We start from the raw sequence: 24148 nt of genomic DNA on the forward strand, positions 1-24148 counted from the left end.
TGAAAGAAGGGACCAGTTATCATGACTCCGATTGCCTTTAGAATCGCGCATAGTAGTGATGCTGCTGAAATCCTCCAAATTTATGCACACTATGTCGAGCAAACTGCTATTACTTTGGACACCGTTGTTCCTAGCATTGCGGATTTCCAAACTAAAATTACCACAACACTAGAACGCTATCCCTTTATTGTCGCCGTCCAAGCTAATAAAATTGTCGGCTACGCTTATGCTTCTGCTTTTAACTACCGCAATGCTTACGATTGGTCGGCCGAACTCTCCATTTACTTACTTCCCACGATGAGAAAGCAAGGCCTAGGAAGTCGCTTCTACTCGCTGTTAGAGGACATTGCCAAGGCTCAAAATATTACTAACCTCAACGCCTGCATCACCTACCCTCGTACCAAAGATGATCCCCACGTAACCTTAGCTAGTGTTAACTTCCACGAGAAGCGTGGCTTTAACTTGTGTGGCCATTTCCATAAATGCGCCTATAAATTTGACCGCTGGTACGACATGGTTTGGATGGAAAAACAAATTTTACCTCACTCAGATAGTCCCGCACCAATTAAACCTTTCAACCAAATTGCTAAGCAATTCTTTAGCTAAGAGCTTTGTGCTAAAATAAGGGTAGTAACTAAAAGGATGTGATTTTCATGAGTGAAAATGTCTTCTTTAACCCAGGTCAAGCAATTGCAAGTGACTTTGATTTTAACAAGGCCTACGTTGCTGCCCAAATCTATCACCACAAGGCCAAAAAACCAGTCCTAGTCGTCCAAGAAAAAGACGGACAACCATTTGTCATCTTTGACGAGCAAGCTGCCCTAGATAGCGAAAAAGAGGAAGCAAAGCGTTATTCCTTGGTTAAACGGGTCACTGAATCAGACTAGTCACTAAAAGCTGGAAAAATTACTTTCCAGCTTTTTTGCTGGCTAACTTTAATACGTATTCACAATAAGCCCCCATCTTAAGACTAAGTTCAAAGTCGTTAGCCCTAATAACACTGATGCTAGCTAAGTTATCCCTCCTAACCACGGCGTGAATTGTCTGTACCCCCAAGTCGTGGGCCGCTAAAAAAACTACTTGTGCGACGGCTTGCTTAGCGTAACCTTGGCGTCGGTCTGTCTTTTTTATCCAATAACCCAAATCTGCACTTGTTCTGCTTAGATTATAAAGGCTGACCAGCCCCACTATTTTCCCTCTAAAAGTAATGGCCCACAAATACTGCTTGTCACTACTAAAGAAATCCACCCCAGCGGCAGTTACTTCCTTGTAAATATCATCAGCCAGATTGTCGTCAGTAATTCTTACTAGTTGCACCATCTGCCATCCCTTCCTTAATTTTGCTATAAAAAATGACAGTTACAAAAGCCATTGCTTTCATAACTGTCACTTCAAATCTAATTCTTAGTCTTGATCAGCTTCAATTCCACGGAAACGGTTCTTGAAAAGAGGACTAACTGGTTTGTTTTCATGAATCCGTTTGATAGCTGCCCCAATTAATGGCCCTACGGAAACTTGTACTAACTTATCAATTTGCTTTTCTTCAGGTAATTGAATTGAATCCGTCACCACCATTTGCTTAATTGGTGATTTTTCGATTCGTTCAATTGCAGGACCAGAAAAGACAGGGTGAGTTGCACAAACATAAACTTCAGTTGCTCCGGCATCCTTTAGGGCTTGGGCAGCTAAAGTAATTGTCCCAGCGGTATCAATCATATCGTCGATTAAGATACAACGTTTACCGTCAACGGAACCAATGATATTCATAACTTCAGCCACATTAGCCTTAGGGCGGCGCTTATCAATGATTGCGATTGGTGCCTTCAAAAATTCAGCTAATTTACGGGCACGTGTCACCCCACCGTGGTCAGGCGAAACTACGACTGCATCCTTTTCCAAACCATTAGTCAAGAAGTAATCAGCTAATAGTGGTGCCCCCATTAAGTGGTCAACCGGCACGTCAAAGAAACCTTGAATTTGAGCAGCGTGTAAATCAAGGGCAATTACCCGGTTAGCCCCTGCTTTTTCAATCATATCCGCTACTAATTTAGCAGTGATTGGTTCCCGTGACCGTACTTTCCGGTCCTGACGAGCATAACCATAATAAGGAATGACAACGTTAATCTTATCGGCACTAGCCCGGCGCAAAGCGTCAATCATGATTAACAATTCCATCAAGTTATCGTTAACCGGTGCAGAGGTAGATTGAACGATGAAGATTTCATCCCCACGAATACTTTCTTCAATGTTAATCCTAATTTCACCATCACTAAAACGATCAACGGATGTTTTTCCTAATGGTAAGCCAACAGCAGCAGCAATTTTTTCAGCCAATGGTTTATTTGAGTTCAAAGCAAAAATCTTTAAATTGGACCCAGCATTTTGTTCAGACATAGCAGCCTCCAGTTTTTTTTAGTATTATCCACTAATAATATTATTCATTTATTTCGGCAAAATCAAGCTTTCATTAGTTTTTCTCAAAAAAATCTTATTTGTTTTCGGCTTTTTCAGCTTCTGCAGCCGCTTGGGCAACAGGGTAATGATCAAAGTAGCCCTTCTTATTAACCTGTCTGCTTCTAGCAATCGCCATATCGTGCGCATCTACATCTTCTGTAACCGTTGAACCAGCGGCAACGTAAGCATGATCAGCAATTTGGACAGGGGCGATAATGTTAGAGCCGCTCCCGATAAAGGAGTAATCGCCTACGTTAGTATGGTGTTTGTTAATGCCATCATAGTTGACAAAGACAGTCCCACAACCGACGTTAATATCTTTTCCTAAGGTAGCATCCCCGACATAAGTCAAATGACCTACCTTAGTATTCTTGCCAATTTGTGCTTTCTTAACTTCCACGAAGTTTCCAATATGAACGCCTTCGCCAATATCAGCTTGCGGACGTAAGTGAGAGTAAGGCCCAATATTTGAGCCAGTATGCATTACGGCTTCTTCTAAGAAGGAGGCAGTCACAGTGACACCATCCTTCAAGACACAATCCCTAATCTCAGAGTGCGCCCCGATATGACAATCATTCCCGATTACGGTGTGGCCCTTTAGCTGTACGCCTGGTTCAATCACAGTGTCAGCCCCAATCTTGACATCAACGTCAATATAAGTAGTGGCTGGATCGATTAAGGTTACCCCGTTTTTCATGTGAGTTTCATTAATCCGCTTTTGCATAACTGCAGTTGCCTTTGCCAAAGCCAAACGGTCATTAACCCCCATTGACTCAGAAAAGTCCTTCATCCGGTAAGCAGCCACAATTTTTTCTTCCTTCTTGAAGATTTCCATAACGTCTGTTAAATAGTATTCACCTTGGGCGTTATCATTTTTAATTTGGTGTAACGCGTGAAACAGTTCTTGATTGTCAAAGCAGTAAACCCCGGTATTAATTTCCGTTACCGCCGCTTCTTCCTTAGTGGCATCCTTTTGTTCCACAATCTTTTCAACAATCCCAATTTCATTTCTAATAATCCGCCCGTAGCCAAATGGATTGTCGGTTGTAGCCGTTAGAACAGTTGCAACGGTCCCCTTAGACTTATGGTATTCGAACAATTCTTCGAATGTTTTAGCAGTAAATAGCGGGGTATCACCACAGGCAATAATCGTCATCCCCTCTTTATCGCCTAACAAAGCTTCTGCTTGCAAAACCGCATGACCCGTCCCTAATTGTTCGGCTTGCAGAACATATTGGGTTCGAGTTCCTAATGTTGCTTCTACTTTTTGAGCCCCATGTCCGACCACCGTAACAATTTCGTCGATATCGTTTTTTTCAATTTGGGTTAACACGTGGTCAACCATTGGTTTACCACAAACTGGGTGTAATACTTTGTAGAGTTTAGACTTCATCCGAGTACCTTGACCCGCAGCCAAGATAATTGCATATTTTGCTGTCATCTTAATAATCCATTCCTTTAAAAATTTAGTCTACTTGGCTTGATTATAACACAAAGCAAAAGGGGTCAAAAGCCAAAGACCATTACTTTGACTTTTGACCCCTTAAACTAATCTGCTTTTGAGTCTGTTTGTTCAAAAACCTTTTCCAAGTAATTTCCTGGACTAACATGAATTGCCTTATCCAAGGTATTAACTTTATCAACTTTAAGTAAGGAGGTATACTCGTCTACCATGCGGTGACCTTCAAAAGCTCCTTCAGCAAAAACGGTAATCCCAACGAGTTTAGATTCAAATTCTTCAATCATACTCTTCATCCCGTTAACAGTCCCGCCGCCTTTCATGAAGTCATCAACGACTAAGACATGCGAGCCCCGCTTAAGACTCCGCTTAGATAATTCCATCTTTTCAATTCGTTCACTAGAACCTGAAACATAATTAACGGAAACGGTTGAACCTTCCGTAATCTTAGAATCACGCCGAACAATTACAAAGGGAACGTTTAAGTAACTAGAAACGCTTTGTGCAATAGGCACACCCTTAGTTGCAACTGTCATTACGGCGTCAATTTGCTTGTCAATATATTGGCGGGCAATCACCCGACCTACTTGCCGTAAAACGTCCGGCCGACCTAATAAGTCTGACAGGTAGACATATCCTCCTGGTAAAAGTCGATCCTTTTCCGAAAGTTCCTTAGTCATGTCAGTAATAAACTTCCGGGCTTCTTCTTCTGAGATTGACGGAATATAACGTGCACCACCAGCTGCTCCAGGAATGGTTTCTAAAATACCAATGCCCCGGTACTTAAAGGTCCGCTTGATAATAGATAAATCTTCACTAATTGACGATTTAGCGGATTCATACCGATCCGCAAAAAAAGTCAGTGAAATTAAAGTATGTGGACGCTCTAACAAATAGCGGGTCATATCAATTAATCGATCGCTTCTTCTGGTTTTCACCTAACTAAGTCCTCCCCAAATATATAATCTAATCTACTTTGCTATTATACGTTAATTCTTTGTGTTTTCCTAGCTTTTTTAAACATTTTATTAAAAATGTTCGTTTTTATTTCTAAACGGCTCTGTTTAAGCCTCATTATTTAACCTTATTAACTGCTGGAGTTAACGTTCGGCAATACTGCAACTTTACTAGATTAGCATTGTCCCCCTCATTAGTCAAGGCTAACTTAAAACAAAAAGCTGAACTAAAAGGATAAGCTCCTTTAGTTCAGCTTCTCTCGTCCTAACCCTAACTTAAACCTGAATTAGGAGGTCTTTGGGAACAATACGCTTAGTCTTTTTAACAAAAACATACTTGGCAAGAAACCCTAATAAAATTGGTAAAATCAAGAAAAGGATTGTTACTAAGACTAAGGCGGCCCCATCCACCTTCATTGCCCCTAGGGCAGCCATCGGCCCAATCAAACCACTAAAGCCAAAGCCGGCGCTCATTGCCGTTCCTTGAATATTGAAAATTGCGCCAATCGCTCCCAAAACGGCTGCATTAATCATAACCGGGATAAACAAGAAGGGTTTTTCTAACATATTAGCCATTTGAATCTTAGGCGTCCCCACAAAGTGAGCTAAGGTCGTCCCTAAGGAGTTAACCGAACTTCCCATAATTGCTAGCGTAAAACTTCCGGCTACAATCCCTAAGTTAGCACTTCCGGCTGCAATTCCACTCAAACCAACGGCAGTTGCAATCCCCACTGATGAAATAGGCGAAACAATTAAAACAGCAAAGACCATTCCCATCAAAGCTCCCATCAAAATTGGTTGTAAAGTAACTAGGTTTTTAATCGCCATTCCGATGAAAGTTGTTACCATCTTAATGAAAGGTAAAGTCGTCAACCCAATTCCACCTGCAATCACAATTACTAACAAGGGCAATAGCAACACCGTGTAATTCTTAAATTTATTGCCGATAAACTGAGCAACCAATACGGCCACCGTAATCGTCAAAGCCGTGTTAATTACGTCACCTGTCCCACTTAAAATAAAGCCCTGGGTCGTTTGTTTAATAACCCCCCCTCCAATCATTGCTGCGGCAGCCACGGCACTGGTTTGAATCATATTAAACTTAAATAAATGCCCGACACAAAAACCTGACACAGCGGCTAATAAGGACATCGTAAAGTTAGTCATCGAAATAACTGCCGCTCCCAGTGGAAACACGCCTAATAAAGCCTTCATCAGCTGCCCGGTTAGTGCAGCGGGTACTAAGGTCACCACCACCCCCAGACTAATTCCATTCAAAATATTTAAGGTGAAATCTTTCTTGCTAATTGTCATCTCTACATCCTCCATTTAAATTAAAAACCTGAGTACTATCAGTGATGATAATCCTCAGGTTTAGTTACTAGTATTAATGGTTTGGACTAGACCCACAGATTATCATTTCTCCTGTGAGTCGAACATATCAAAAGTGCTTCTATTTCTCACAGGTGCAAACTTAGCTAATCTGGTTTGCACCCGTGCATAGTCGGCTACAAACCCTTCCTAAAGAAATAGAAGTAGTAATAATTATTCAATTGTAAAGTCGTTTTCTTTAACATTTAAACCACTCCTCTACTTGAATGATTATAATATAAGCTATCTTTTTTAATTAGTCAAGCATTTTTCTCAGTTATTTTTAATTTTATTTTTAACAAATTTAGTTTGCAGCACTAACCACTATGCTAGAATAGAAGTTAGCCTACTAATAAAGGGAGTTTTTTTATGTCAAAAGGAAAAATTATTCTTTGGACCTTAGTTGCTTTGGGCCTAGTTACGGGGATTGGGTTTGCTTGCAAGAAGTTTGCCGATAACCAACATCAAAAACAGGTAGCTAAAATCACCGCGATGGAAAAGAAAGCTAGTCAAAAAGCTACCAAAACTAACAAACAAGCTAAGACTAGCTCTAAAAAAGCAAAGGTTACCTGGGTTAAAGAAGCTAAGCGGGTTTCTTTTCCAATTCTAATGTACCACAGTATTTCCGAATCTAATGGTAATACCTTACGAGTTCCTGCCAATGAATTTGACCAAGAAATGAAGTGGCTTAAAGATCATCATTACTACACTTTAAGCAACAAGGAAGCCTACCGGGTCTTATCTAAAAACGAAGTGCCCGCTAAAAAGATTGTCTGGATTACCTTAGACGACGGTTACCGCGACAACTACACGAATGCCTTTCCGGCTTTAAAGAAATATCACCTAAAGGCCACGATTAATTTAATTACCGACCAAATTAAAAACGGTCAAGCTAACAAATTAACCATGGACCAGATTAAGGAAATGCAGGCTAGTGGCTTGGTTTCGTTCGGAAGTCATACAGTTAGCCACTCCGATTTGTCCGCACTTTCACCTAGCGCTCAGTACGCTGAACTGAAGCAATCACGGACTTGGTTAAACAAAAACCTTCATCAAAATACCATCTATGCTTGCTACCCTGCCGGTAAACACAATGCCGACACCCTGGCAGCTACGAAACGTGCCGGCTATAAGCTTGCTACCACCACCATTCCTGGATTAGCCAATAACGAAGGAGGCCTTTATGGTTTAAGTCGGGTTAGGGTTGAACCTAACCTCAGCCTAAGCGGCTTCCAAAGCTTGCTGGAAAACAACTAAGCTTCATAAGAACTAAGCCTTGCGCTTGGTTCTTTTTGTTTGCTCTACGTTTGCGCCCCCGCTTGCAAATTAGTATAATAGGACTAACATAAATTTAGAAAAAAAGGTGAGGTTATGGAGATTCTCGAAAAAGCTCCAGCTAAATTAAATTTCAGCCTCGATACACCTTTTCGCCATGCCGACGGCAACCACGAATGGCAAATGGTGATGATTGCAATTGATTTAGCTGACTATGTCCAAGTCAGGACAATCCCCACATCCAAACAAATCACGGTTTTAACAGACAGTGGCTTTCTTCCCTGTGACCGGAGGAATCTAGCTTACCAAGCGGCTTTAAAACTCCAACAAGACTACCAGGTCGACCAAGGGGTTGAAATCATTATCAAGAAAAACATTCCAGTTGCAGCTGGCATGGGTGGGGGGTCAAGTGATGCCGCTGCAGTTTTACGCGCTTTAAATCAGGCTTGGAACCTGAAGCTATCTAAGGCTAAACTGGCCCAAATCGGTCTAGAAATTGACTCGGATGTCCCTTTTTGTGTCTACAGCGAACCCGCTTTAGTTACTGGCAAAGGTGAGTTAATTAACCCCCTCGGCGATTTCCCTTCTCTTTGGATTATTGTTGCTAAACCCAAGGCTAGCGTCTCAACACCCACGATTTTAAAACAGATTGACTATTCAAACTTAGCTCATCTTGACGTCACCGGCCTTGTTTCCGCCCTAAAAGAACAAGATTACGCTCAAATTACCGCTAAAATGGGGAACGTTTTAGAACCAATCACTTCCAAAAAACATCCAGATATCCTTAGAATCAAAACTAAAATGCTCAAATTCGGTGCGGATGCCGCCCAAATGAGCGGAAGTGGCCCAACCGTTTTTGGAATTACCCAAAAGTATTCACGTGCCCAACATATTTACAACAGTCTGCGTGGTTTTTGTGATGAAGTTTACCTAGTACGCCCTTTAAGTGCCACTAGTAAGAAAGAGGGATCGTAATGGATTATACCTGTGTTACAATCGCTGACCATAGCTACTACTTAGCCGCCAGCTCCACTGGGTTATGTTTTGTAGGTAGCCCCGACGGCATTTTTCAAGAATTAGTTTCTTTTTACCCGCGGGCTACACTAACCCCTACTACTTCTAATTCGATTTTACTGGCAGCTCAAGCACAGTTGGACGCATATTTTAAAAAAGCAACGCAAAATTTTAATGTCCCCCTAGATTTTACAGTTGGGACCGCCTTTCAACAGACTGTTTGGCAACAATTAACTCAGATTCCTTATGGGCAAACCCTTAGCTACCAAGAATTAGCTACACGACTTGCCCAGCCCAATGCCAGTCGTGCAGTAGCATCTGCGGTTGCTAAAAATCCCCTGTTAATAATTGTCCCCTGTCACCGTATTATCCGCGCCGACGGTAGCTTAGGAGATTTTCGCGCAGGGAAGGCATTCAAACGACAATTACTAGAGCTTGAACAAGCAGACCTTAACTCAAAGTAAAGCGCACTGACCATGAACGGCCGGTGCGCTTTACTTCGTTATTTAACTTTTACCCCAGTAGCTAATAAACAATCTGCTAAGCGGACAAAATCTGCAATGGTCAAGCGTTCTGCCCGTACGCTCGGTTCAATTTCCACCTGCGCCAGTGCTTGACTTAGCTTTTCTTTGACCTCAGCTTGCTTACCGTACAAGCCCTGTAAATTATTCCACAGACTCTTGCGTCTATGCATAAAGGCTCCCCGGACTAACTGGTGGAAGAAGCGTTCGTCTTGAGGTTGATACTCCTTGGCCTTCTTTTTAGTTAAAGAAATGATGGCCGAATCAACCTTAGGTTGGGGAACAAATACCGTCTTCGGAACAATAAAAGCAACCTGACAATCCATCTCGTATTGAACTCCAATCGAGAGTGAACCATAATCCTTAGAACCTGGTTGAGCCGCTAAGCGGTTAGCAACTTCTTTTTGCATCATCACCACGATTTGGTCAAAGGCAAGTTCAGTTGCTAGTAAGTGCATAATAATTGGAGTGGTGATGTAGTATGGCAGGTTAGCAACAATTTTTAACCGGTGCTGGCCATCAAAGTGCTCAGCGATTAACTCCTTCAAATTAGCTTTCAAAATATCTTGGTGAATAACCTCAACATTAGGATAAGGAGCCAATGTTTCTTTTAAAACTGGTAGTAGCCGGTCATCAATCTCCAAGGCTAAGACTTGGTGGGCTGACTTGGCTAACTGTTCTGTTAACGCCCCAATTCCAGGACCAATTTCAATTACATCGTCAGCTTCACTAACCTCAGCTGCAGCCACAATTTTCTTTAACACATTAATATCCGTTAAAAAATTTTGGCCTAGGCTTTTTTTAAAGGTCAAGCCGTAGGTTTCCATAATTGCCCGCGTTCTTGTTGGTGAAGCAATTTCAGGTAAGTTGTTATCCATTTTGTTCTCCTTCGTTAATCTCTTTCAAAGCAGCCGCAAATTCTTCGGGACTAATCTGAAATAGGTTAAGCCGCTTATAGAGTTGCTTGCCGTTGGTATAACCAATGTGTAGATACTCTCCCAAAAGCCGCCGTCTTTTCTTAGCTTCCGGACCAGAAATTAAGCCAGCAAGTGCTAGGTCTTCACGACTAATCTGAATAGGGGCCGCGACATCTTCGGTATAGAGGTTCTTCAAAGCAGCTCTTATTGCTTCTAAACTAGCATGTTCTACCCCTAAGCTGCCTTTATGGTCAGGAGCCGCATCCCGCCGGTTTAAAAAGGCATGTTTTACTCCAGGGACTGCTTCTCTAATAGTCTTTCTGATCTTTTCGCCCGAATAGTCGGGGTCAGTAAATACAATTACCCCCCGTTTTTCATGCAACTCTTCAATCTGTTCTAAGGTTTCCTCGCTAATTGCTGACCCCCGCGTTTCCAGGGTGTCAGCATTAACGGCCAACTGAATACGCTTAGTATCAGATTTACCTTCCACTACAATAACTTCTCTAATTTTCATTCTTTCTTCAGTCATTAATCCTCAAAATTCTTTCTGTATTTTGATACGTTCTGCTAGCTAGACTAGCCGCACTCAAACCCAATTCCTGCGCTAAAAATTCCACCGTGTAGCGGGTTAAAGCCGGTTCATTAGCCCGCCCCCTAAATGGCAAGGGGGTTAGGTAGGGAGCATCCGTTTCAACTAGCATCCTATCTAAAGGGGTACTTAGCGCCGCCTGTTTAACTTCCTTAGCGTTACCAAAAGTCACTACCCCACTGTAAGACAGGTACATTCCTAAATCCAAAAACTTTTTAGCCCAGTCTTGATTTCCATTAAAGCTGTGCATGATTCCACCAAAGCGCCCTAGCTCACTAGCTTTTAAAATTGGGTAAGTATCAGCAATCGCATCCCGGTTATGAATAGTCACTGGTAGGTGGTGTTTAGCCGCTAGCTGTAATTGGCGCTGAAAAACTTCTTTTTGAACTTGGTGATCAACTTCATTATGATAATCCAGGCCAATTTCGCCTAGGACTTTTACCTTAGGGTGGGCCAAGATTGTTTCTAGCCAGTTTTCCTTAGCATCATCATAATTCAAGGCATCATCCGGATGAATTCCAACCGCACCATAAATGTCAGGAAATTGTTCACATAGCTTTAGCATCTGGGTGGCAGAATAATCATCGTAAGCTACTAAGAGCATGGCCGTGACTCCAAAGGCCTGTGCGCGTTTAATTGCATCATATTCATCGCCAGCAAAAAAACGAGCATTAATATGGGTATGTGAATCAAATATCTTCATTTACTTTTACCTCTATATAAAATTACTAAAACTAGGTGGTCGTAACTTTAAAGATACTACCACCTAGTTTTAGAATTGTCTAGCCTACAAGCGACCCTGCAGGAATATTTTCTGGTACCGTAATTAACTGTACCGTTTCACCAAATTCAGCTGATAAGAGCATCCCTTGACTGACTTCTCCCCGCATCTTGCGTGGCTTTAAGTTTGTCACTGCAATTACGTTTTTACCAACTAATTCTTCGAAGTTAGGGTACCATTGGGCAATCCCTGAGAGGATTTGGCGGTCACCTTCATCACCAGCATCTAAGCGGAACTTAAGTAACTTATCTGCCCCTTCTACCTTACTTACTTCCTTAATCTTAGCAACCTTTAATTCAACCTTATCGAATTTATCAAAGCCAATTGTATCCTTGGTCAACTTGAGCGTTGTCGTAGTTGGATCAAACCCTTGCGCGGCTTTTTGGGCCATCGCTTTACGGCCCTTAGCTTTTTCGTTAGCGGTCATCTTGGACTTGATGTATGCAACTTCTTTTTCAACTTCAAGCCGTGGGAAAATAGGTTGCCCCTTAGTAATCACTTGACTTACTTCTAAGTCAGCATAAGCCAAGCCTTTAATAGCAGGTAGGTTTTCACCTAGACCTAATTGGTGGAAAATTTCCTTAGGAGCTTTTGTCATGACAGGCTGTAATAAGACCGCAATCAAGCGTAAGCTAGCTACCAAGTGAGCTAGGACACTATCTAATTCTTGCGCCTTAGCCTCGTCTTTAGCTAGCGCCCATGGTTCCGTTTCATCAATATACTTGTTAGAACGGGAAACAAACTTCCATAAAGCATCTAGCGCGTTGGAGAACTTAACAGCTTCCATTTCGGCTTCATAAGCCTTAATCGTTTCAGCCGCCAATGCTTCTAAGTCAGCATCAAAAGCTGTTACCCCACTAACGAAAGCAGGTACTTGCCCTGCGCGGTACTTGTTAATCATTGCTACCGTCCGGTTTAACAAGTTTCCTAAGTCGTTAGCCAAGTCATAGTTAACCCGCCCCACAAAGTCTTCCGGTGTAAAGATACCGTCATTTCCAAATGGAACAGCGCGCATCAAGTAATAACGTAACGCGTCTAACCCATAACGTTCAACCAACATTTCTGGGTAAACGACGTTGCCCTTAGACTTAGACATCTTGCCATCCTTCATCAGTAACCAACCATGGCCAATGATATGCTTTGGTAATGGTAAATCTAGGGCCATCAAAATAATTGGCCAGTAAATAGTGTGGAAGCGAACAATTTCTTTTCCAACCATATGAACATCAGCAGGCCAGTACTTCTTAAAGAGACTCTCATCATCCCCGGTTTCATAACCAAGGGCCGTAATATAGTTACATAAAGCATCAATCCACACGTAAACAACGTGCTTAGGATTGCTTGGCACCTTGACACCCCAGTTGAAGCTAGTTCTCGTTAGGGCTAAGTCTTCGAGCCCTGGCTTGATGAAGTTATTTAACATCTCAGTCTTGCGGTTTTCAGGAATAATGAAGTCAGGGTGAGCATTGTAGTATTCCACTAATTTGTCGGCATACTTACTCATCTTAAAGAAGTAACAGTCTTCTTCAACCAATTGAACTTCGTGACCAGAAGGGGCCTTGCCACCAATCATCTTGCCGTTTTCATCACGGTAAACTTCAGCTAACTGTGATTCCGTAAAGTATTCTTCATCGGACACTGAGTACCAACCAACATATTTACCGAGATAAATGTCTCCCTTAGCCAATAATTTCTCAAAAATGTTTTGCACCGCACGTTCGTGGTAATCATCAGTGGTCCGAATAAACTTATCGTTTGAAATATCTAACAGTTTCCACAAGGCCTTAATATCAGCAGCCATCTTATCTACATAAGCTTGGGGGGTCATTTCAAGGGCCTTAGCCTTTTGTTCAATTTTCAAACCGTGTTCATCGGTTCCAGTTAAAAAGAAAACATCGAAATCTTGCAACCGCTTGTAACGTGCTAACACATCGCACGCAATCGTTGTGTATGAATTACCAATGTGAAGTTTCCCAGAGGGATAATAGATTGGCGTTGTAATATAAAATGTTGGTTTTTCAGCCATATTTTCAATTCCTTTCACAATTACGTCTTTAGCTAACTATTAGTATACCATAACATTACGGGGTTACGGGTTATCAACTTGCGCAAATTCTTTAACCGCGTCTCCTTGAATCATAATCCCGTCACTAGGTAAACTAATCACCTCTTTGTTGACGGCCACCACCTTAGCCTTAGGTGAACGATACTGTATTAAACCGGCAAAGGGATAAACCACAAAAGAAGTCCCACATACAACTACTAAATCGGCTTGGCTTAAAGCTGTTAGTGCTTGGTTTAGCCTTGCTTGCTTAATTCCTTCCTCATACAAAACAACGTCCGGCCTCAAAATTCCCCCACAATCTTGGTGGTACATATTCTTGAGGTAGGTTTTATAGGTTACAGTTTGACCACACTTTTGACAGTAAAGGTCATAGAGGTTACCGTGAAATTCAACTAGACGCTCTAAGTCGCTACCAGCCTTAGCGTGTAAGCCATCAATATTTTGGGTAATAATCGTTGCCCGCTTGGCCTTAGTAAAAGCTGCCATCTTTTCGTGAATAATATTGGGCTTGGCCTTAGGGTAGTAAAGGTTAGCCTTTAAGTATTCATAAAATACTTCCGGTTCTTTAACTAGGCAAGTGTGACTCAATAAGTACTCAGGCCGCCTTTTATTCGCATAAAGCCCATTTTTAGAACGATAATCAGGAATCCCCGAAGCCGTTGATACCCCGGCCCCAGTCAAAAAGACAATCCTCTTGGCAGTGGTTAACAAATCATTTAACTGGGTCATAACCATCCTTCTTTCCCTTAACGTTTTAGGTAATAAAAGCCGTTAGCCTGTAAATAGTCACTAACCTTACTTTCATAAACCTTAGCAAATACTTCTTTGTCCTGTCCCTTTGGAACGGTAAAAACAAACGTATTCTGTTGATCTCCTTGATAGCGCCCAATGTAAGCATCCTTAAAGACTGTATTATCTTGGAAAATAGAGTGATAAATTTCAAAAACTTGGGAAATTTGCAAACGACTTTGCCGTTCACTCAAAACAGCCGTCAACGTCACAAATTCATTTAGATTCATTTTCATTAAGTTCCAGGCTTGAAGCTGTTCATCAAAGGCGGCAAACACTTTTACAATCGCTCGCCGCAAAGCAAAGGCAGATTTTAACTCTTTAGCCGTCGCTATTTGATAGAGCTTTTGGGCAGCTTGGAGTGACTCTGGATATAACTCTTGTAATTTTGGTAAAATACTTTCTTCTTGTCCCTTAAAAAAGATGAGGCAATCAAACAAGGTTAAAGTCCGTAAGACCATCCATGAATCCCTTTGATCCTTAGGCTCTGGCTTCAAAATAGCCAAGATTCCTTTAAAGTAAAGCTCCTCGACGGATTCATCCACCAAGCCTAACTGCCGTTGTTGTTCGTAAACTCGAAAATGAAGCAGACTGTCATATAGTTCCGTTGCTGTTACCATAATGCGCTCATCTAAAGCTTGATTACCACTAGTTACGTTAAATGAAATCCGGGGCAGCTGCTTAAACTGCAATAAAAAGTGTAATAATTCATGGGCAATCGTGTAATTAGGGTTAGTCAAATCAAAGACTTCCACCGTAATTTGACCATTATCTACATACTCTTGTGCTTGATCGTGCCTTAGATAACCAACCTTTTTATCATGATACTTAAAATTGATTTCACCAGGATGAATTGCTTGAACCTGCTTAACTAAGTCTGTGACTGCTTCATTTAAAACTACTTCTACCATTAACTAATCTTCCTTTCGTCGTAACTCGGCTAATAATCGTTTGGCGCTATTAGAATCACGCACCCCAGCTGATTCTAGTGCAGAAATTAAAGGGGCAAGCTCTGCTTGTTTGGCCCCCACACTAACAGCTAGTGATTTTAATTGCAAGTGCATGTGGCCCTTCTGAATACCCTCAGTTACCAAGGCTCTTAACGCTGCTAAGTTTTGGGCTAAGCCAACGCTAACACAGATTTTTTCTAACTCCTCTGCGCTTTCTAATTGTAATAACTGGTGGTTAAGTTTAACTAAGGGAACAATTCCAATCGAACCGCCTACAAAGCCAACCGGTAAGGGTAAGGTCAACTTACCTTCCAAATTATCACCGACTACTTGCCACTCACTAAGACCACGATACTGACCATCCCTTGCAGCATATGCGTGTACCCCCGCTTCAACTGCCCGCCAGTCATTCCCACTGGCAATCAAGACGGCATCAATTCCGTTCATGATGCCCTTATTATGGGTAGTTGCCCGGTAAACGTCTAGCTGAGCTAGCCGACTAGCTTGGGCAATCTTTTGGCCTACTTCTTTGCCAGCTAGCTGTTTGGTTGCCAGTAACGCTAACGGAATTTGGCAGTGGGCTGTCACTAAACAGGAAGTAGCATAATTAGACAAAATACTCATTAAAATTTCTTGTTGATAATTAGTCCTCACGTAGTCTGCTACCGCCTCTAACATGGTATTTAGCATGTTAGCCCCCATTGCCTGCTTGACATCTACCGCCAAATCTAGCGAAATTAGGTCAGCCGCCAAAATCCGGACCCGGATAAATCGCGCTCCGCCACCTCGTTTTACAATTGAGGGGTGCGCTGCATTAGCTACCTGTAAAAGCTGCTCTTCAGCTTTCTTTAACTTTGTAGCTAGTTCGGTGGGAGCAACTACATTTTCTAAGACCACTTGGCCAATCATTAACCGTTCCGTTAAGTTAGTTTTAAACCCGCCTGCCTGTTTAACCAGCTTAGCACCATTGCTGCTAGCCGCGATGACAGACGGTTCTTCAGTCACCATCGGCACCACGTAGTCTTTACCATCAATCATATAATTTAAGGCCAATCCTTCTGGTAAGGAGTAACTAGTAATAAAGTTTTCAATCATTGTTTCTCCCAATTTGGGATTTACCGCCACCGCTTTTAAGCTTGCTAGTTGATCAGCGGTTAGTAATTGCTCAGTTTGTAAAACTTGCAGCCGGTCGGCCCAAGGCTTTTGATAATACTTTTTAAATCCAGACACACTTATACCCTCACTAATTCTTTGGTTAATTTTAAAACGAAAATACTCAGTTATATTATATAATAAGTTAAGAAAAATTTGTTTCTAGAAAATCGAAAGGACCGTATCATGAAACGTTTTTTAACCTTGCTACTAGCTACTTGCTGCCTGTTTTTAGGATTAACTTCACTCACAGCCACCGCTAATAGCTTAAAAGTGGGGGTCCTCGCTAACAATCCCCCCTATACTATTCAAAACAATTCCGGCTTTGATTTAGCTTTAAGTCAGCAACTCGCTGCCAAAGTTAAAGTTATCCCCCAAAAGTCTAACTCCCAGCTAATAACTGCCTTAAAAAAGGGGCGAGTTGACCTTATTATTTGTGATGTTAGCTTACTTTCTAAACAAATGAGCCACTCACAAAGTTTCTTACACCCTGCTAACGTCTTATTTACTCGTCACGATAGCAAAACAAAGAGCATTTTGAAATTAAATCAAAAAAAAGTTGGTTACCTAAAAAATAACCCCCACCATGCCTTGCTAACGACTTTAGCCACTAAGCCCCAAGGATTTGCAACTGAGTCTGCTTTACTAACAGCCTTGAATACAGGCAAAATTAAAGCTGCAATCTTGACTGACTATCAGTATAATCAGTTGTTAGCTGCCAACCCCCAGTTAGTAACTGCTCAAGATGAGACTGACCAAAAACAAGTGGGCCAGGTGCTAACTAAAATTAGTGACCCTAAGTTAACCTCGCAATCCCTAGTCGTTGCAAGCTTTAAAAAGCCTCGGCTTCAAAAGAAAATCAACCACAAATTAAAGCAACTCCAAGACAACGGTACCCTCAGTAAGTTATCGATGAAATACTTCCACCAAGATTGGACCTACCAATAAGCAAATCCCCTCACAAGCATGCTGAAGTGCTCTGAGGGGATTTGCTTATTCAGTTACCATCGAATACAAGATTCCTTCCCGGACACCACTTTCAGAAAAAATTAGCTCGGGAATGTCTAATTGCTGTATCAATTGTGCGATTGGTGTCAGACCGCCTAATATAATGTCGGCCCGGTCTGCTTCAACTTCCAACCGTTCCTGGCGTTGGCTAAAATCAAGGCCTAACCAGTCAGTGTAAATATTTAAGAAACTGCGGGCAGACATCTTAACCCCGTGGAATTCATCAAGGTTTTTTTGGCCCCGACGCATCATCTCAGTCCGAGCCACCGTCCGATTAGCCCCACCTAATAACACTAGTGGAAGATAACGCCCTTCTAGTAACCATAATTGCTCGTTAAATAAGCCTTGGACAAAGCCTTGAAACCTAAATAGGTCTTTAGCTGACAGCAAATCTTGGGCATTAAAGCGCTCGGTTAGACTCACCGCCCCAAAGGGAATACTTGCCAAATTGACGGCTTGCCCGTCTTTAACGACCGCTAATTCAAAGCTACCGCCACCCATGTCACAAAGAATAAAGTCATTTAACTTAAGCGAGTTCTTAACCCCAACGTAGTCATAGTAGGCTTCGGCATCGCCGGATAAGACTTCTACGTCGACTCCAGTTAACTCTTTGACCTGGTTTAAAAAAGCTTGACTATTGCTAGCAGCTCTAACGGCCGCAGTAGCAATTCCCTTCACCTTCAAGTTGGGTAGGTCTTGATATTCCTTTTTAAAGTCGGTTAAAGCAGCTAGCGTCCGTTCAATCGCTGCTTTCTTGAGGACTTTTTCGCCTAAAGTCTTCCCCATCCCTTCTGCCATCCGGGTCATCACTTTTTGGCGCCTAACTTCCCTAAAGAAACCATTGGTTACCTCATTAATTGATAAGCGGGTAGAATTAGAGCCTAAGTCAAGTATTACCACATTTTCCATTTGATTACCCCCGTTTTTTAATCGAAGTAATTAACCCCAATCGCAGCCCTAACTTCTGCTAGCGTTTGGTTAGCAACTTCGTTAGCCTTAGCACTACCTTCTTTTAGCATTTGGTAAACTGCTGCAATATCCGCTTCGTATTCAGCCCGCTTAGCCCTAATTGGAGCCAATTTAGCCTCTAAAACTTCGTTTAGATAACGTTTAATCTTAACGTCCCCTAGTCCCCCAGCTTGGTAGTGTTCCTTTAGTTCGGCGACCTTTTGCTTGTCATCGTCGAAAACATCAAGGTAGGTAAAGACCATATTGCCTTCAACTTGCCCTGGATCTTCAACGTGGATATGGTTAGGGTCAGTGTACATTGACATTACCTTTTTGCGCAAAGTATCAGCGTCATCGGAAAGGTAGATAGCATTTCCAAGCGACTTACTCATCTTAGCATTACCATCCAAACCTGGGAGGCGTCCCATCCCCTTAGGTGGGAAGACCCCTTCTGGTTCGACTAAAACTTGCTTTTGGTAGATGGAATTAAACGTCCGCACGATTTCACGAGTTTGCTCTAACATTGGTTCTTGGTCGTCACCAACAGGAACTAATTCCGCCTTAAAGGCAGTAATATCGGCAGCTTGGCTAACTGGATAGGTGAAGAAGCCTGCTGGAATTGAGCGTTCAAAATTCTTTTGTTGAATTTCCGCCTTAACCGTCGGGTTACGTTCTAGCCTAGAAACGGTTACCAAGTTAAGGTAATACAAGTTTAATTCTGCCAAAGCCGGAATTTGTGATTGGACAAAAATAGTCGATTTGGCAGGATCCAAGCCGACTGAAAGGTAGTCAAGTGCCACTTGGATTAAAGAATTACGAATCTTTTCGGGGTTACGGGCATTATCAGTCAAAGCTTGTTGGTCGGCAATCATGATAAAGGGCTCGTATTTACCCGAATTTTGCATTTCTACCCGGTTACGTAATGAACCAATGTAATGCCCTAAGTGCAGCTTACCAGTGGGTCTATCACCCGTTAAAATTACTTTTTTGCTTGTCATAAAAAAACCTCCATTTACATAAAAAAGCACCATCACCCCAATAGGACGACAGTGCCGTGGTACCACCTATATTGCAAGTCTAACTTGCCACTCAAAAACAATCTTATTAATTTGTAAACTTAGCTTAGCCCACTTCGGTCAGCTTTAGGACTTTTCAGCTACCGTCCCATCTCTGTCTTAGCTTCCTACTTATCTAAGCCTAGATTACTTTTATTTTAGCCGACCACGCTTGATTTTTCAACAAGTTAAAGATTTTTGTTTCTTAGCAATCTAGGTGCTAGAATTAAAGACGTTTAGGAAGTGATTTTTATGCGTAATATTGACCGCCACTTGGAAAAAGAATATCAACTTTGGGAAAAAATCCAAAGTCAGGAGTTGGCTAAGTTAACCGCCGCACTCCACCACCTCTTTCTTAACCTCGGGGCTTATTTTTTAATTTCCATAATTGAATACGTTTTAGCAATAATCAGCCACTCACAGACCCTACGCGCGGATGCTTTCAATAACCTTTCTGGAATTATTTCAACGATTTTATTGATGGTTGGCTTGCACATTGCGCGTGACATTGACGACGACGACATTGCTGGCCTAACCCCTATGCCCAAAATTTCTCTCCACAAACGGGGCAATGATCAGCGCGTACAATTTACCCGTTTTCGCTATGAAACCATCTTTACCTTAGTTACAGGAATTATCATGGTAGCAATTTCTTTAGGGGTAATTTTAGCCGGTATTAGTAACCTCTTAAATCCTGCTAAACATCTGATTCCTGATAGAATGGCCCTACTAGGAGCAGCAATTGCGAGCGCCATTATGTTGGGCGTTTGGTACTATAACAAACAAGCCGGCAAAAAACTCCAAAATGCGGCACTTATTGCCTCCGCCAAGGATAGTCTTAGCGATGCTTGGATGAGTATCGCCACCTTTGTCTCAATTCTAGGCGCCCTAGTTTTTAAAATCACTTGGCTGGATGGCGCTGGTGGAGTCTTAGTTGGCCTCTTCATTCTTTATTCAGGCATTAGTATTTTTTGGGAAAGCAGTTTGAATCTAGCTGACTACTTCGATCCCGAAGCAGAAGCACAATACCGCCAAGTCTTAGCAACTTTTCCTGAAATTGTTGAAGTTGACGAACTCAAGACCCACTACAACGGAAATATCATTACGCTTGACTTAGTTTTGGTCGTCGATTCCCAAATGACTGTTTTAAGCAGCTACCAACTGGCCGAAAAAATTGAACAGCTGATGATGCACCGTTTTGGAATTATCGATACCGACGTTTCCTTTATCCCTACCGATAAAACTAAATTTTAGCATCTAACCTCACTGCGTGTTACTATAAAAACTGACACCTAAAAGGGAGGAATTTTAATGCACCCAGAACAACCAGCTGAACAAGTACGAGTTGACAAGGTTGAACAAGTTATTGCTGAGCATTTAACAACAACTGAGCTTGCCCACGCTAAAGCCAAGGCGGAACTCTCTTCTGTTGAACGTAACTACGTACAAAATGCTCGCATTAACACCTTAGAAGTTGATGACCGCATGGAAACTAATGCGGAAGTTCAACAGCAAAAGCAATTGGTTGCTAAAAATGTTGCCGATGAGGAAATTTTAAACCGGCAATTGACTACCTTAAAGCAGCTAAAAAAATCCCCTTACTTCGGCCGGATTGACATTTTAGAAACTGGTGAATCCCAGGCTGAGACTTTATATATTGGTACCGCCTCCTTGGTTGATGACCACCAGAACTTTTTAATCTACGATTGGCGTGCACCTATCTCATCAATTTACTATAACGGGACTCTCGGTCAAGTTGAATACGAAACCCCTGGGGGAATACAAAGCGCAGAGCTTAAAAAGAAGCGGCAATTTACCATTGTTAATGGTCAAATTACAAATATGTTTGATACTAACGAAACAGTGGGAGACGAAATTTTACAAAGTGTCCTAGGGCAGCAAAGCGACGAATATATGCGCAACATTGTTGCCACCATTCAGCGTGAGCAAAACGATATTATTCGGGATACTAAGCACGACTTGCTCTTAGTTCAAGGAGTTGCTGGTAGTGGTAAGACTTCTGCTATCCTCCAACGGATTGCCTTTTTACTCTACCATAGCCGGACTAGCTTGGTTGCGGATCAAATTATCCTCTTCTCACCTAACCGGCTGTTTAGTCACTATATTTCAGAAGTGCTACCTAGCCTAGGGGAACGGAATATGCGACAATTAACCTTAGCAGAATTTTTAAGCCAACGTTTTCAAGGCTTACAGGTTGAAAGTCTCTTTGAACGTTACGAACGTAAGGAATCGTTAAGCCTGGGCAACCAAGCACTACAAGCAAAGAAGGAAGCAGCCGCTTTCATGAGTGAACTTGAAAAATATGTTAACGCCCTAACTTCCTCTAAGCTTTGTTTCACGGATATTTTGTTAGATGGCCACGTCTTTTTTAGCAAGGAAGAGATTTACGAAACCTTCGCTTCACTACCAGCCGCTATGAAAATTACCCACCGCTTTTTAGAAACCAAGAATCTCTTGATTAAGCGACTTAAGCATAGAATTAATCAAGAAGCACAAAGCGAAGCGGTGTTAGAGCAGGTAGACTCATTGTCAGATGCCAAGTACCGTAAGTACCTGGGGACCAAAAGACGTGGAGCTTTTCAAGAGGTGGCTGCAGAAGTAGAGTACATTGCAAAACAAATTGTTAAAGAACGATTTGCTGTTATTTACGATGCCATCTACAACAATCACTTCATTGATATCTATGAGCAATACGCGGCTTTCTTGACTACCCACCTTCCAGAAGCAGCGGCTACTTTTAACCAAAATTTGGAATACCATCGCTTAGCGCTAGAAGATGCGGCCCCCTTATTGTACCTACGTGATTTAATCACCGGAGAAGGTCAAAATAATACGATTGCGCACCTATTTATCGACGAAGTTCAAGATTACTCTAGTGCTCAACTTATTTACCTGAAGCACGTCTTTCCTAAGGCTAACTTAACGCTTCTAGGCGACGGGGAACAAGCCCTGTTTAATCCCTTGATGCAAGCTCAAACCATGTTGACAAAACTCGCTACTAGTCTAGATGCTAAAAAGCCACGCTTGATTGCTTTGAATAAGAGTTACCGGTCAACTAGTGAAATAACTAATTTTATGAAGGCCCTCTTACCCGATGGAGATAAAGTCATCGCCTTTAGCCGTCCAGGTCCTAAACCTAAGCTAATCTTCACCCAGAATGCTGCTGAAAGTCTAGCCAGTCTTAAAAAGGAAGTGACTTTAAGGTTAACCGACTCCAAACAGGTAGCACTAATTACTAAAAACTTGGCTGAAAGCAAGTACTTATATGAACAACTACACCGTGACTTTAACACCCACTTATTAACGGACGGTGACCGGGCATTGCCAAGCGGCTTGATTATCCTGCCTATTTACCTTGCTAAGGGGTTGGAATTTGATAATGTTATCAGCTACGATGTCTCTGCAAGTAACTACCCAGATGAAGAAAGTATCGGGATTTTATACACCATCTGCTCACGGGCCATGCACAATTTAACTTTAATTACTAATGGTCCCGTTGCCCCAATCCTTAAAAAAGTTGCTCCACATTTATATACTAGTCAGCATACTTTTAAACTTAGTTAATCTGCATTTTTTACTTGCATTACCTACTTACATATAATATACTATTTAGGTAATGCAAAAGTGCCACTTTAGCTCAGGAGGTAGAGCATCACCATGGTAAGGTGGGGGTCGCCGGTTCAAATCCGGCAAGTGGCTTTCTTATAACACGATTTTATATTAACTACTAGATGTATTGTCCTCGTCTGAATTTGGCGAGGGCTTTTTTATTGCCTCTTCCTTGCTGCTTGGATAATAATAATCGCCCCCCTGAATATAACCCTCTAGCTTACGATGACATCTTCCTAAAGCATTATACACAGCGGTAGGAGTAACTTCTAGCATCTCCGCAATCTCCGCTGCGCTATAGTCTTGCAATATCTTTAGTTTAAACACCCTTAGTTCAAACTTCGATAATAAAACGGGCGCTTGCTTGGTGATAAGTTCGTTTAATTCATCACTGATACTGCCTTCGTTAGTCGAAACGTAACCGAGAATTTTTTCCTCCCCCGCTTCTAGTAACATCTCTAGTGATAAGTCACGTTTTTGATTCCGACGTTTATCTGCCCCATCGAATCTAGTTAAACTATTATAGCGATTTACTAAGCACTGGATAAAATAAGTTCCGTACTTGGTATTAAAAGACTCTTGGTAAGTTTGGGCAGCTTTAAAGCAAACTATTTGTGCTTCTTGAATCAGATCATCTTCATCTAAAAGGTTAAAAGAAAAGCGGTTAATAACCGTCTGGATTAAGGGACGATACGCTGCAAATAAAGTTAATAAATTACTTCCGCATGGATTTTCCTTATAAGCTTTTAATGCTATGTCGCCAGCACTCTTCTTTTTTTCAGACCTAGTATTCAAGTCCATTAAACAGGACCTCCTTTTCAGTAATACCTTCATTATATACGAAAGCGTTTTCTTATATACGAAAATAAACTTTTTTAAGTTAAAATATAATTATTTTCCACAACCATTTAATCTTGAATTTCTAGGATATGAATAAATTTACATTATTATAAGGTTATTCAAGGATAATTTTACTAAACCGAAAATTAAGTTTTAATTATAAAACGATAAAATATCTTCAGAAATTCATCTAAAAAAAAGCTGTAATCATCAAACGACGATTACAGCTAAGAAATAAAAAGAAGCGGAAGACGGGATTCGAACCCGCGACCCCCACCTTGGCAAGGTGATGTTCTACCACTGAACTACTTCCGCATAATGGAGGATACAGGGCTCGAACCTGTGACCCTCTGCTTGTAAGGCAGACGCTCTCC

23 protein-coding genes and 2 tRNA genes are annotated in these 24148 nt (G+C 41.8%); 9 read left to right on the plus strand and 16 right to left on the minus strand.

From position 1 onward, the window contains the following. The first annotated feature begins 21 nt into the window (after positions 1-21). Together FC14_RS05575 and FC14_RS05580 are read left to right on the plus strand one after the other, a co-directional pair. On the plus strand, positions 22-606 hold the full coding sequence (locus tag FC14_RS05575) for a GNAT family N-acetyltransferase (RefSeq protein ID WP_056976824.1): 585 nt from the start codon (positions 22-24) through the stop codon (positions 604-606). A 47-nt stretch (positions 607-653) separates the two neighbouring features. Continuing rightward, positions 654-887 carry a hypothetical protein gene (locus tag FC14_RS05580; RefSeq protein ID WP_056976825.1) on the plus strand — a complete coding sequence of 78 codons (234 nt, stop codon included), beginning with the start codon at positions 654-656 and terminating at the stop codon, positions 885-887. 19 nt (positions 888-906) lie between these two features. On the opposite strand, the gene FC14_RS05585 is transcribed toward FC14_RS05580, so the two are convergent. The 5 genes from FC14_RS05585 to FC14_RS05605 all read right to left on the minus strand — a co-directional run bounded on the left by FC14_RS05585 (position 907) and on the right by FC14_RS05605 (position 6198). Beyond that, positions 907-1320: a GNAT family N-acetyltransferase gene (locus FC14_RS05585; protein ID WP_056976826.1), complete on the minus strand. Its 414-nt coding sequence runs from the start codon at positions 1318-1320 to the stop codon at positions 907-909. A gap of 84 nt (positions 1321-1404) precedes the next feature. After that, a complete protein-coding gene (locus tag FC14_RS05590) occupies positions 1405-2394 on the minus strand; it encodes a ribose-phosphate diphosphokinase (RefSeq protein ID WP_056976827.1) in 990 nt (329 codons plus the stop codon). Between the two features lie 94 nt (positions 2395-2488). Further along, positions 2489-3895: a bifunctional UDP-N-acetylglucosamine diphosphorylase/glucosamine-1-phosphate N-acetyltransferase GlmU gene (glmU, locus tag FC14_RS05595; RefSeq protein WP_056976828.1), complete on the minus strand. Its 1407-nt coding sequence runs from the start codon at positions 3893-3895 to the stop codon at positions 2489-2491. A gap of 107 nt (positions 3896-4002) precedes the next feature. After that, positions 4003-4851 (minus strand): pur operon repressor, encoded by an 849-nt coding sequence (gene purR, locus FC14_RS05600; RefSeq protein ID WP_056976829.1) that lies wholly within the window; start codon positions 4849-4851, stop codon positions 4003-4005. Positions 4852-5145: 294 nt separating this feature from the next. Then, entirely contained in the window at positions 5146-6198 is a 1053-nt protein-coding gene (locus tag FC14_RS05605; protein WP_056976830.1) for a PTS sugar transporter subunit IIC, read from the minus strand. A 411-nt stretch (positions 6199-6609) separates the two neighbouring features. On the opposite strand from FC14_RS05605, the gene FC14_RS05610 reads away from it, so the two are divergent. The 3 genes from FC14_RS05610 to FC14_RS05620 all read left to right on the plus strand — a co-directional run bounded on the left by FC14_RS05610 (position 6610) and on the right by FC14_RS05620 (position 8993). Beyond that, positions 6610-7497 carry a polysaccharide deacetylase family protein gene (locus FC14_RS05610; RefSeq protein WP_056976831.1) on the plus strand — a complete coding sequence of 296 codons (888 nt, stop codon included), beginning with the start codon at positions 6610-6612 and terminating at the stop codon, positions 7495-7497. A 114-nt stretch (positions 7498-7611) separates the two neighbouring features. Next, positions 7612-8490 (plus strand): 4-(cytidine 5'-diphospho)-2-C-methyl-D-erythritol kinase, encoded by an 879-nt coding sequence (ispE, locus tag FC14_RS05615; RefSeq protein WP_050610832.1) that lies wholly within the window; start codon positions 7612-7614, stop codon positions 8488-8490. Next, positions 8490-8993 (plus strand): methylated-DNA--[protein]-cysteine S-methyltransferase, encoded by a 504-nt coding sequence (locus FC14_RS05620; RefSeq protein WP_056976832.1) that lies wholly within the window; start codon positions 8490-8492, stop codon positions 8991-8993. The genes ispE and FC14_RS05620 overlap by 1 nt, the downstream gene beginning before the upstream one ends. Positions 8994-9031: 38 nt before the next feature. Here FC14_RS05620 and rsmA read toward each other — a convergent pair whose 3' ends face one another. The 7 genes from rsmA to FC14_RS05655 form a co-directional block, all read right to left on the minus strand. After that, complete coding sequence (gene rsmA, locus FC14_RS05625) at positions 9032-9928, minus strand: 16S rRNA (adenine(1518)-N(6)/adenine(1519)-N(6))-dimethyltransferase RsmA (protein ID WP_056976833.1); 897 nt, start codon at positions 9926-9928, stop codon at positions 9032-9034. After that, positions 9921-10481, minus strand: coding sequence for a ribonuclease M5 (rnmV, locus tag FC14_RS05630; protein WP_147628730.1), 561 nt, complete (start codon positions 10479-10481; stop codon positions 9921-9923). Before rnmV ends, rsmA begins: the two co-directional genes overlap by 8 nt. Before the next feature lie 7 nt (positions 10482-10488). Further along, entirely contained in the window at positions 10489-11259 is a 771-nt protein-coding gene (locus FC14_RS05635; RefSeq protein ID WP_056976835.1) for a TatD family hydrolase, read from the minus strand. A gap of 79 nt (positions 11260-11338) precedes the next feature. Beyond that, the gene (metG, locus tag FC14_RS05640; protein ID WP_056976836.1) at positions 11339-13363 is read right to left on the minus strand and encodes a methionine--tRNA ligase; all 2025 of its coding nucleotides are present in this window, start codon (positions 13361-13363) and stop codon (positions 11339-11341) included. A 63-nt stretch (positions 13364-13426) separates the two neighbouring features. Then, positions 13427-14131: an NAD-dependent protein deacylase gene (locus FC14_RS05645; protein WP_056976837.1), complete on the minus strand. Its 705-nt coding sequence runs from the start codon at positions 14129-14131 to the stop codon at positions 13427-13429. Positions 14132-14148: 17 nt separating this feature from the next. Then, positions 14149-15102: a hypothetical protein gene (locus tag FC14_RS05650; protein WP_056976838.1), complete on the minus strand. Its 954-nt coding sequence runs from the start codon at positions 15100-15102 to the stop codon at positions 14149-14151. 3 nt (positions 15103-15105) lie between these two features. Next, on the minus strand, positions 15106-16371 hold the full coding sequence (locus FC14_RS05655) for a hydroxymethylglutaryl-CoA reductase, degradative (RefSeq protein ID WP_056976839.1): 1266 nt from the start codon (positions 16369-16371) through the stop codon (positions 15106-15108). Between the two features lie 108 nt (positions 16372-16479). Between FC14_RS05655 and FC14_RS05660 the strand changes: the two genes are divergently transcribed. Then, positions 16480-17241, plus strand: a complete 762-nt coding sequence (locus FC14_RS05660; RefSeq protein WP_056976840.1) for a transporter substrate-binding domain-containing protein — start codon at positions 16480-16482, stop codon at positions 17239-17241. Positions 17242-17286: 45 nt separating this feature from the next. Here FC14_RS05660 and FC14_RS05665 read toward each other — a convergent pair whose 3' ends face one another. Both FC14_RS05665 and trpS read right to left on the minus strand, forming a co-directional pair. After that, on the minus strand, positions 17287-18210 hold the full coding sequence (locus FC14_RS05665) for a Ppx/GppA phosphatase family protein (protein ID WP_056976841.1): 924 nt from the start codon (positions 18208-18210) through the stop codon (positions 17287-17289). A gap of 17 nt (positions 18211-18227) precedes the next feature. Further along, positions 18228-19247: a tryptophan--tRNA ligase gene (trpS, locus tag FC14_RS05670; RefSeq protein ID WP_056976842.1), complete on the minus strand. Its 1020-nt coding sequence runs from the start codon at positions 19245-19247 to the stop codon at positions 18228-18230. A 309-nt stretch (positions 19248-19556) separates the two neighbouring features. Between trpS and FC14_RS05675 the strand changes: the two genes are divergently transcribed. The 3 genes from FC14_RS05675 to FC14_RS05685 all read left to right on the plus strand — a co-directional run bounded on the left by FC14_RS05675 (position 19557) and on the right by FC14_RS05685 (position 23024). Then, a complete protein-coding gene (locus tag FC14_RS05675; protein ID WP_056976843.1) occupies positions 19557-20558 on the plus strand; it encodes a cation diffusion facilitator family transporter in 1002 nt (333 codons plus the stop codon). Positions 20559-20615: 57 nt separating this feature from the next. Further along, entirely contained in the window at positions 20616-22889 is a 2274-nt protein-coding gene (helD, locus tag FC14_RS05680) for an RNA polymerase recycling motor HelD (RefSeq protein WP_056976844.1), read from the plus strand. A gap of 62 nt (positions 22890-22951) precedes the next feature. Continuing rightward, a tRNA-Thr gene (locus FC14_RS05685) sits at positions 22952-23024 on the plus strand. 21 nt (positions 23025-23045) lie between these two features. On the opposite strand, the gene FC14_RS05690 is transcribed toward FC14_RS05685, so the two are convergent. After that, positions 23046-23735, minus strand: coding sequence for a sigma-70 family RNA polymerase sigma factor (locus tag FC14_RS05690; protein WP_056976845.1), 690 nt, complete (start codon positions 23733-23735; stop codon positions 23046-23048). A gap of 282 nt (positions 23736-24017) precedes the next feature. After that, positions 24018-24089: transfer RNA gene (locus FC14_RS05695), tRNA-Gly, on the minus strand. Positions 24090-24148: the final 59 nt, after the last annotated feature.

It is taken from the genome of Ligilactobacillus agilis DSM 20509, from assembly GCF_001436215.1.
GTDB lineage: Bacteria > Bacillota > Bacilli > Lactobacillales > Lactobacillaceae > Ligilactobacillus > Ligilactobacillus agilis.

What these genes read in the sequence shown, in the direction of transcription:
- FC14_RS05575 (WP_056976824.1), top strand. Translation starts at nt 22, where the DNA reads ATGACTCCGATTGCCTTTAGAATCGCGCATAGTAGTGATGCTGCTGAA.
- FC14_RS05580 (WP_056976825.1), top strand. Translation starts at nt 654, where the DNA reads ATGAGTGAAAATGTCTTCTTTAACCCAGGTCAAGCAATTGCAAGTGAC.
- FC14_RS05585 (WP_056976826.1), bottom strand. Translation starts at nt 1,320, where the DNA reads ATGGTGCAACTAGTAAGAATTACTGACGACAATCTGGCTGATGATATT.
- FC14_RS05590 (WP_056976827.1), bottom strand. Translation starts at nt 2,394, where the DNA reads ATGTCTGAACAAAATGCTGGGTCCAATTTAAAGATTTTTGCTTTGAAC.
- glmU (WP_056976828.1), bottom strand. Translation starts at nt 3,895, where the DNA reads ATGACAGCAAAATATGCAATTATCTTGGCTGCGGGTCAAGGTACTCGG.
- FC14_RS05605 (WP_056976830.1), bottom strand. Translation starts at nt 6,198, where the DNA reads ATGGAGGATGTAGAGATGACAATTAGCAAGAAAGATTTCACCTTAAAT.
- FC14_RS05610 (WP_056976831.1), top strand. Translation starts at nt 6,610, where the DNA reads ATGTCAAAAGGAAAAATTATTCTTTGGACCTTAGTTGCTTTGGGCCTA.
- ispE (WP_050610832.1), top strand. Translation starts at nt 7,612, where the DNA reads ATGGAGATTCTCGAAAAAGCTCCAGCTAAATTAAATTTCAGCCTCGAT.
- FC14_RS05620 (WP_056976832.1), top strand. Translation starts at nt 8,490, where the DNA reads ATGGATTATACCTGTGTTACAATCGCTGACCATAGCTACTACTTAGCC.
- rsmA (WP_056976833.1), bottom strand. Translation starts at nt 9,928, where the DNA reads ATGGATAACAACTTACCTGAAATTGCTTCACCAACAAGAACGCGGGCA.
- rnmV (WP_147628730.1), bottom strand. Translation starts at nt 10,481, where the DNA reads ATGAAAATTAGAGAAGTTATTGTAGTGGAAGGTAAATCTGATACTAAG.
- FC14_RS05635 (WP_056976835.1), bottom strand. Translation starts at nt 11,259, where the DNA reads ATGAAGATATTTGATTCACATACCCATATTAATGCTCGTTTTTTTGCT.
- metG (WP_056976836.1), bottom strand. Translation starts at nt 13,363, where the DNA reads ATGGCTGAAAAACCAACATTTTATATTACAACGCCAATCTATTATCCC.
- FC14_RS05645 (WP_056976837.1), bottom strand. Translation starts at nt 14,131, where the DNA reads ATGACCCAGTTAAATGATTTGTTAACCACTGCCAAGAGGATTGTCTTT.
- FC14_RS05650 (WP_056976838.1), bottom strand. Translation starts at nt 15,102, where the DNA reads ATGGTAGAAGTAGTTTTAAATGAAGCAGTCACAGACTTAGTTAAGCAG.
- FC14_RS05660 (WP_056976840.1), top strand. Translation starts at nt 16,480, where the DNA reads ATGAAACGTTTTTTAACCTTGCTACTAGCTACTTGCTGCCTGTTTTTA.
- FC14_RS05665 (WP_056976841.1), bottom strand. Translation starts at nt 18,210, where the DNA reads ATGGAAAATGTGGTAATACTTGACTTAGGCTCTAATTCTACCCGCTTA.
- trpS (WP_056976842.1), bottom strand. Translation starts at nt 19,247, where the DNA reads ATGACAAGCAAAAAAGTAATTTTAACGGGTGATAGACCCACTGGTAAG.
- FC14_RS05675 (WP_056976843.1), top strand. Translation starts at nt 19,557, where the DNA reads ATGCGTAATATTGACCGCCACTTGGAAAAAGAATATCAACTTTGGGAA.
- helD (WP_056976844.1), top strand. Translation starts at nt 20,616, where the DNA reads ATGCACCCAGAACAACCAGCTGAACAAGTACGAGTTGACAAGGTTGAA.
- FC14_RS05690 (WP_056976845.1), bottom strand. Translation starts at nt 23,735, where the DNA reads ATGGACTTGAATACTAGGTCTGAAAAAAAGAAGAGTGCTGGCGACATA.